The organism is Ferrovibrio sp. (assembly GCF_017994015.1).
Taxonomy (GTDB): domain Bacteria; phylum Pseudomonadota; class Alphaproteobacteria; order Ferrovibrionales; family Ferrovibrionaceae; genus Ferrovibrio.
Window position 1 is genome coordinate 6126 of record NZ_JAGOLP010000074.1, and the last position, 8101, is coordinate 14226.

The 8101-nt window shown below is 60.8% G+C and carries 6 protein-coding genes; 1 reads left to right on the plus strand and 5 read right to left on the minus strand.

Annotated elements, in window-relative coordinates:
• On the minus strand, window positions 1-3910 hold a 3910-nt coding region (locus tag KBB36_RS19070), incomplete at its 3' end, for a M10 family metallopeptidase C-terminal domain-containing protein (RefSeq protein ID WP_290984816.1).
• A 148-nt stretch (window positions 3911-4058) separates the two neighbouring features.
• Window positions 4059-4373, minus strand: a complete 315-nt coding sequence (locus KBB36_RS19075; protein WP_290984818.1) for a hypothetical protein — start codon at window positions 4371-4373, stop codon at window positions 4059-4061.
• A 129-nt stretch (window positions 4374-4502) separates the two neighbouring features.
• On the opposite strand from KBB36_RS19075, the gene KBB36_RS19080 reads away from it, so the two are divergent.
• Complete coding sequence (locus tag KBB36_RS19080) at window positions 4503-5498, plus strand: glycosyltransferase family 2 protein (RefSeq protein WP_290984821.1); 996 nt, start codon at window positions 4503-4505, stop codon at window positions 5496-5498.
• Here KBB36_RS19080 and KBB36_RS19085 read toward each other — a convergent pair.
• The 3 genes from KBB36_RS19085 to KBB36_RS19095 form a co-directional block, all read right to left on the minus strand.
• The gene (locus KBB36_RS19085) at window positions 5479-6705 is read right to left on the minus strand and encodes a multidrug effflux MFS transporter (RefSeq protein WP_290984824.1); all 1227 of its coding nucleotides are present in this window, start codon (window positions 6703-6705) and stop codon (window positions 5479-5481) included. The genes KBB36_RS19080 and KBB36_RS19085 overlap by 20 nt on opposite strands.
• A gap of 65 nt (window positions 6706-6770) precedes the next feature.
• The gene (locus KBB36_RS19090) at window positions 6771-7574 is read right to left on the minus strand and encodes a crotonase/enoyl-CoA hydratase family protein (RefSeq protein WP_290984827.1); all 804 of its coding nucleotides are present in this window, start codon (window positions 7572-7574) and stop codon (window positions 6771-6773) included.
• Window positions 7571-8101 (minus strand): IclR family transcriptional regulator C-terminal domain-containing protein (locus KBB36_RS19095; RefSeq protein WP_290984830.1); only part of this gene is annotated, 531 nt, incomplete at its 5' end. The genes KBB36_RS19095 and KBB36_RS19090, both read right to left, overlap by 4 nt.

An 8101-nucleotide genomic window follows, 5' to 3' on the forward strand; every position in this document is an offset into this window, starting at 1 on the left:
TGCCGCCATTCCACTGGATCATGATGTCTTCAACACTGATGCCGGCGCCGAAGCGGATCGTGTCGCCGCCCTCGGAATCACCCAGCACGGTGTCGATGCCGTCGCCGCGATGGAACAGATAGGTATCGGCCCCGGCGCCGCCGCTCAGGGTGTCGGCGCCCTGGCCACCCACCAGGGTATCGGCACCGGCACCGCCGAGCAGCCGGTCGTTGCCGCCGGCGCCATAGAGCTTGTCATTGCCGGCGCCGCCGATCAGCCAGTCATCGCCCAGGCTGGTGCGGTCATTGGGATCAACATTGCCGCCATAGAGGATATCGTCGCCGCTGCCGCCGAACAGGCCATCATCGCCGGCCCCGCCCAGGATCATCTCGCCGTTATTGGGCTGGCCGGTCCACCAGCCTTCAACATGGCCGATGGTGAGCTGGGTGTTGTCGGCGAAGCTGAGGTAATCAACCCGCAGGGCAGGATTCCACCAGTTGTTGAGGATGATGCGGTCGCTGGCGCTGGCGGCATTGGCGCCGGTGCCGGCCAGGCCGATGGCGAGATTGCCGCCATTCCACTGGATCATGATGTCTTCAACACTGATGCCGGCGCCGAAGCGGATCGTGTCGCCGCCCTCGGAATCACCCAGCACGGTGTCGATGCCGTCGCCGCGATGGAACAGATAGGTATCAGCCCCGGCGCCGCCGCTCAGGGCGTCGGCGCCCTGGCCGCCTTCCAGGATGTCGTTGCCGGCGCCGCCAATCATGTAGTCCGCACCACCGCGCCCGGCGAACCAATTGCTGCCAGCATCTCCTATGAAAGTATCGCTTGTCTCATTGCCAAAAATATTTTCAACGCTGAGTATTTTCGCGCCACCACCGGCATTGTATGTGCCGGAGCTGAGATTGACGTAATTGGTATAAAACTGACTAACGTATTTGAAATCCAGGGTATCGCTGCCGCTACCGCCATTGAAACCGTAGAACAGATTCAAAACGGGGTCACCTTGTGGGGCGCCAACGTAAACAATGTCATTGAAGGCCGAGCCGATAATGTACTCGATACCGGACAGGCTATCGCCTTCGGCATCCCCGCCAGAGCCCTGGCCGGTAGACAAATTCACCGTGACGCCAGCTGAAGAACCGGCATAGCTGGCTGTGTCAATGACACCGCCAACCAGTGTGTCGGCGCCACCGCCGCCGATCAGTAAATTGTTGCCGCCGCGGCCATCAAGAAAATTGTTGCCGCTATCGCCAATCAGCGTGTCGTCAAAATTAGAGCCAACGATAGCTTCGATGTTTTTCAGTATGTCGCCGGCAGCCTCGCCGGTGGAAACGGAATTGTCGAGACTGGCCGTGATACCGGCAGTGGCAAAAAGATAGCTGGCTGTGTCATGGCCGTCGCCACCATCCAAATAGTCGGCGCCGCCGCGCCCTTCGAGGATGTTGTTGCCGGCATCGCCGATCAGCGTGTCGTCGTAGGCCGAACCGCGCAACCCTTCGATATTCACCAACGTATCGTTGTTGGCTTCGCCGCCAGTTCCCGTGCCCGTCAGCAGGCTGACGGTCACGCCAGCAGTGGCGGCTTGGTAGCTGGCGGTATCGAAGCCTAGGCCGCCATCAAGATAGTCGGCACCTGAATTGCCAAGCAGGTAGTTGTTATTGTCGTCGCCGATCAGGGTGTCATCCAGGCCCGAGCCGCTCAGATTCTCGATGCCGCTCAGCGTGTCGCCGGCGGCATCGCCGCCGCTCAGCGTCATGGTTTTCAGCGAGACCTGAACTGCTGCGGAACTGAAAGCATAGCTGGCGGTATCGTTGCCGCTGCCGCCTATGATCTGATCGGCGCCGGCGCCACCGCGCAGGATATCGTCGCCGATACCGCCATCCAGAATGTCGTTGCCGTCGCCACCGCGCAGCTCATCACTGCCGCCATTGCCAATGAGATGGTTGGCGCCAGCATCGCCAAAAATGAAATCAGCTCCATTACTGCCGATGATGTTTTCAACGCCGGAAATGGTTTGGGTAAGTGTTGTGCTGGCGCCGCCAAATCCGGTTCCTGCGGCTAGATCAACGGAGACGCTACCCGGAACCGGTGAATAGTCGATCGTATCAATGCCGGCGCCGCCCACCAGAGTATGGGTTCCGCCGCTGACAACAAGGATGTCGTCGCCATCGCCGCCATCCAGCAGATCTTTGGCGTTATTATCATACTTTCCGGCAGTCTCGCCGCGGGTTTCATAATATGCGTAAAGAATATCATTGCCGGCTTCGCCGTAGATTTTCTGATCGCCGCCATGCCCCTTGATGATGTCGTTGCCTGCGCCGGCATTGTAAACTGAGGCGATGCCAGTCAACACATCGGCATAAGCGGTCCCGACGATGCGCTCGATCTCGCTGTTTTTCAGTTCATTATTGGTGCCAAAAATATTCAGCGCGGTGGTAGCCAGTGAAAAGTCCACGGTGTCGAATCCATCGCCGCCATGGAATTCGCCGGCAACCGCGCTGGAGAGAATGGTGCCTCCAGTCGAACGGTAATAGGTGTCGTCACCGCCTCGGCCATAAATAAAAATCGAACCGGTATTCTTGAAGCTGTCGGCATAGGCCGTGCCAATCAGATATTCAACATTGCTGAGGCTATGGCCTGCAACGTTGCTTACCGATGCTACAATCAGGCCACTACTCAGTGCCGACAGGTCGATAGTGTCAATGCCGCCGCCGCCATTTACGGTGTCTGTGCCGTCGCCGCCGACAAAGACGATGGTGTCATTGCCACCGCCGCCATCGATCGTGTCATTGCCGGCTCCCCCCTTTAGGGTATTGTCCAGCGCGTTACCGGTGATGGTATCGTTGCCGCTGCCGCCGATGGCATTTTCGATATTGGCGCCATAGGCGATGGCGATGTTGTTGCTGCCACTGGTGTTGATACTGCTGAAACTGCCGGCATTGAGGTTGATCGTGTTGCTGCCGCTTAGGCCGGTCAGGTCGATTGTGTCGGTGCCCCCGGCATCCCAGAGGGTGCGGATGGTGTCCTTGGCAAACCAGGTCGCCGCGTCATAGACCGTATTGCCGGCGCGGGTTGTAGTGTTGGCGCCATAAACCAGTTGCAGCGCTGCGATATCCAGCAGCATCAGCGTTGCAGGTGCCCTGTAGTTGCTGCCCTCCCACGTGTAGCTGGGATGATCGTAATAGGACATAACCGTGTATTGGTTATTGTCCAGGTTGCTCGGCAAGGTGGGGCCGGAATCGTCCTCTGTATAATCGCCGGGATGCTTGAGGCCAAGCGCATGGCCGATCTCGTGCATCAAGGTCAGGTAACTGTATTTCGCCAGTGCGCTGCCGCTCAGGCTTGGCGATGAATAGGTATTGCCGATGAAGATATCGCCGCCGATATTGATCCCGTTATCGGTCTCATTCGGATAATAGGCGAAGCCGGCCGTGCCGAAGAGGCTCTGGTCGATATTGACGAATTCAATATTCTTTTTGCTGTTCGGATCGAAGCTCTGGAACTGGAAGGTGACATTGGCCACCTCCGAAATCATGGCGAAAATCGCCGAGACAGCATTGCGCTGCGCCGTGTTGAACACGTTCAGGTCGTAGTTGAAGAAGTTCACCAGCGCGCCACCAGCGCCGTAAATGCTGTCTAATGTGTAATAGCGCGTCGGCAGCGCATCCATATAGGTGTAGGTAACGGTGGCGCCGCTGCCGAGATTGCCGTTATTCCAGTAATTCGTTGTGCTCTGATTGAGCAGTGGATCGATCGTGTTGGAAGCGCCAAAAATATAATTGGCATGTTGCAGGGGCGCCGGCAGGTCGGCTTGCGCGGCTTCATTCCGCGCCGCCAGGCATTGGGCGCAGCCGCAGCCGGATGGAATTTGGTCAGCAGAGATTGTGCTTGTATTGGCGCCAGTGGGATTGATCGTGGTCATCATGCTGCCTTGGCGCCAAACAAATGTATGCTGTTTTAAGTTTAACTCAACGGCGAGTTCCTACATCAAAAAATAGTATATCTGGCGCTGGTGGCGCAAGCACATATTCGGATCACAAATTCTGGGTTGCCATCGGCTTCGTGGCAACTACTCAGCGTGCGGCCGCTGCCTTATTTTGCTTTTCCATCTCGGCATGGCCTTCCAGCGACTGGATCACCTGCTCGCAATCCACATTGGCATTATAGATGGCCTGGCGGTTGAACTTGGTCATGGTTTTGAGCGCCTCGTTGAGGCAGTCGCGGCGATCCGGAATGACGGGCGGCGCGCCGGGGGTGAAATGAATCTCGGCGCGCTGCGAGCGCTCGTAGCTGGCCAGCGCGTTGATGCCAATCAGGCCAGCCGCCGCCAATCCGGCCAAAGTGGCCAGGCCCAATAAACCTGCGCGCTGTAATTCGGTTAGTGCCACGATTCGCCCTTGTCTTGTCCAGCGGTGTTAACCCATTCCGCTGCATTGCGGCAAGTTAATAAATTGCAATGCAGCGTAGAATTGTGCCGGATGCTTGGCAATGCGGCGCCCGCACAGCATGATACTGCCATGCCGGCGGCCAGTATCCTGATCGTGAATTACAATGCCGGGCCGCATCTGGCCCGCTGCGTGGCGGCTTTGCTGGCGCAGGATAACGCCGATTTTGAGGTTTTTCTGCTCGATAATGGCTCAGCAGACAGGTCATTTGAGCTGGCGCGCGCGGCGGCGGGTGAGGATGCCCGGTTCCATTTTGAGGCCGCCGGCGCCAATCTCGGCTTTGCCGCCGGCAATAACCGCCTGGCTGCCCGGGCAAGTGCTGATTGGCTGGCTTTTCTGAATCCGGATGCGTTTCCGGCCCCGGATTGGCTCAGTTGTATGCTTGCGGCAGCGGCAACGCATCCAGAAGTAGCGCTTTTTGGCTCGCTCCAGCTCGATGCCGGCGATGCCGCGCGGCTGGATGGCGCTGGCGACCGTTACCTGTTTGCCGGCCTGCCCTGGCGCGGCGGTTATGGCTGGCCTTCTGCCACCGCGCTGGCTGAAGGTGCGGTCTTTTCGCCCTGTGCCGCTGCTGCCCTGGTGCGCCGCGATGCCTTCCAGGCGGTTGGCGGCTTCGATGAGCGCTTTTTCTGCTATGTCGAGGATGTTGACCTCGGCTTCCGCCTGCGCCTGGCCGGGCAGCAGGCGCGGCAGATCGTGGCGGCGCGGGTGCAGCATGTCGGCGGCGCCTCTTCCGCTGGCGCCGGATCAGCCTTTGCGCGGTATCACGGCATGCGCAATGTGGTGTGGTGCTTTGTCAAGAACATGCCGGGGCCGCTCTTCTGGCCGCTATTGCCGCTGCATCTGGCCGTGCTGCTGCTGTTGTGGCTGCGTGCCATTCCGCGCGGCATGGCCGGCGTGGTGGGGCGGGCCTTGTGCGATGCGCTGCTGGGGCTGGGGCCGATCTGGGCCAGCCGGCGGGTGATCCAGGCCGGGCGCCGCGCGCCGCTCGGCAGCATCATCCGCGCGCTGACCTGGAATCCGCTGGAATATGCCCGCCGTGCGCCGGCTAACCGGCTTTCGAAATAGTCTGCCGCGCATTGCGGCTGAGCAGGCAGGTGGCGGCTGCGGCGCAGGCAAAGCCCAGCATGGTGAATTCCATCGGCAGGTGATCCGGCCGGATATCCTGCCAATGGCCCACAATCTGCGTCGCCACCGCGCCCATCGCCATTTGCAGCGCGCCCACCATGCCGGCGGCCGTGCCGGCCAGGCGCGGATTGACCGAGATGGCGCCGGCTATGCCGTTGGGCAGGGTGATGCCGTTGGAAATCGCCACCACTGCCATGGGCAGGAACAGCGCCGGCGGGCTGGTATAGCCCAGCAGGCCGCAGGCGGTGATCAGGCCGGAGCCGAGGATGGCGATGATGGCGCCGGCAGCGATCATACGATCCGTGCCATAGCGCCGCGCCAGCCGCCCGGTGCAGAAATTCCCCACCATATAGCCCACCGATACCAGGATGAACCACAGGCCATAGGTGGAAGGCGGCAGCTTCTGCACTGAAATCACCACAAAGGGCGCGCCGGTGATGAAGGCGAAGAACATGCCCGAGGTGAAGGTGGTTTGCAGCGCATAACCGCGAAAGCCCGGATGGCAGAGCAGGCCCCACTGGTCGCGGCCATAGCTGGCCAGGCCGGCCAAAATGCTGCCGCCGGTTTCGGCCTTGTGCAACAAGGTTTCCGGCAGCCGCAGCAACGACCAGGTGGCCACCGCCAGGCCAAACAGCATGCACAGCACAAAGCTGGCGCGCCAGCTCCACCAGGCATCGAGAAAGCCGCCGATGGCCGGGGCAAACATCGGCGCCAGGCTCATCGCCATGGTGATATAGCCGATCATCGCTGCGGATTCCGAGCGGTCGTAGATATCGCGCACAATGGCGCGCGCCATCACCAGGCCGGCACAGCCGCCAATCGCCTGCAACAGCCGGCCGGCGATCAGCACTTCGATGCTCCAGGCCAGTGTGCAGAGCAGGCTGCCCAGCACAAAGATAGCCAGGCCCGAGAGCAAAGCGGGGCGGCGGCCGGTGCGATCCGAGATCGGGCCATAGGCCAGCTGCGCCAGGCCGAGGCCCACCAGGTAGAGTGTCAGGGTGAGCTGGATGGTGCCGTAATCGGTGTTGAACACCAGCTGCATGCCCGGCATCGAGGCGATGAAGATGTTCAGCGCCGTCGGCCCGATCGCCGTCATGGCGATCAGGATGGCAAGCGAAGGCCGATTTGTCGTGCTGGGGGCGGACATGAAAAACTCGAACGGGGGAGCGGCAGCATAGCCCACTCCCCCGCAAGGTCAATTCGCAGGCCGGATCAGCGGCCGATGAAGTTCGGCTTGCGCTTCTCGAAGAAGGCCATCACGGCTTCATGCTGGTCATGCGTATGCTGCACCTGCGCCTGCATGCCGGCAGCCATTTCCAACGCCGCGCTGAGCGACATGCTGTAGCCTTCGCGGATCAGCTTCTTGCACAAGCGCAGCGAGTGCGGCGGCTGGGCGGCAATGCGCCGCGCCATCTTCATGGCTTCGTCCATCAGGCTTTCGGCCGGCACCACATACGAGGTCAGGCCCCATTCCAGCGCCTGCTTGGCCTTCACAAAATCGCCGGTATAGGTCATCTCCAGCGCCCGCGACAGGCCGACGATGCGCGGCAGGAACCAGCCGCCGCCATCACCCGATACCAGGCCGACGCGCAGGAAACTTTCGGCGAATTCGGCATCCTCGGCGGCGAAGCGGATATCGCACATCAGGCTGAGATCGCAGCCGGCGCCCACGGCGTAGCCGTTCACCGCCGCGATGGTGGGCACTTCGATCTTGTAGAAGGCTTCCGGAATACGCTGGATGCCATGCTGATAGCCACGCCGGATTTCCGCCGGGTTGCCACCAAACAGCCCGGTGCGATCACGCATTTCCTTCACATTGCCGCCCGAGGAGAATGACTTGCCGGCGCCGGTGACAACAACGCAGCTTACGCTCATATCCTTGTTCACACGGTCACAGGCGGCAGTCAGCGCCTCGATGATCGAATCCGAAATCGCATTGCGCGTTTCCGGCTCGTTCAATGTCAGGGTGACAACGCCGCCTTCCTGGGCATAGATCACCGCTTCCTTCTCACTCATCCCTTCCTCCTTTTGTTGTCTGGGGATTTTTTGCCGCTCGGCCTGTCCTCGCCGAGTGCGGGTTCGATATAACGCGCCACGGCATCGCGCATGATGGCGACGATACGGGCTTCGTTGCGTTCCAGATGATCGGTCCAGCCCGAGACGCAGACGGTCAGCGCACGGTCGCGGCGGTCGATGCCGGGCGGCAAGGGCATGGCGATGGCACCAGCCCCCGGTGTCACCAGGCCGCGCGAAAAGAAATAGCCCTGCTGCCGCACGGTCTCGATATGCGCCAGGGTCTGGCGCGGATCAACGCGCTTCTGCTCGGGCTGGGCCTCGGCATTGGTGCGCCGCACCAGATTGCGCACTGCCTCCGGGTCTTCATCGCGCAGCAGGGTGAAGCCGGATGCAGACAAGAGCAGCAGGCGGCGCGAACCGATCGGCACATGCAGCCGCATCGTGCTGGTGGCTTGCAGCACGCGGATATATTGCGAATAGATGCCGTTGCGGGTGGCGACAAACACACATTCGCCGGTGCTGCGATT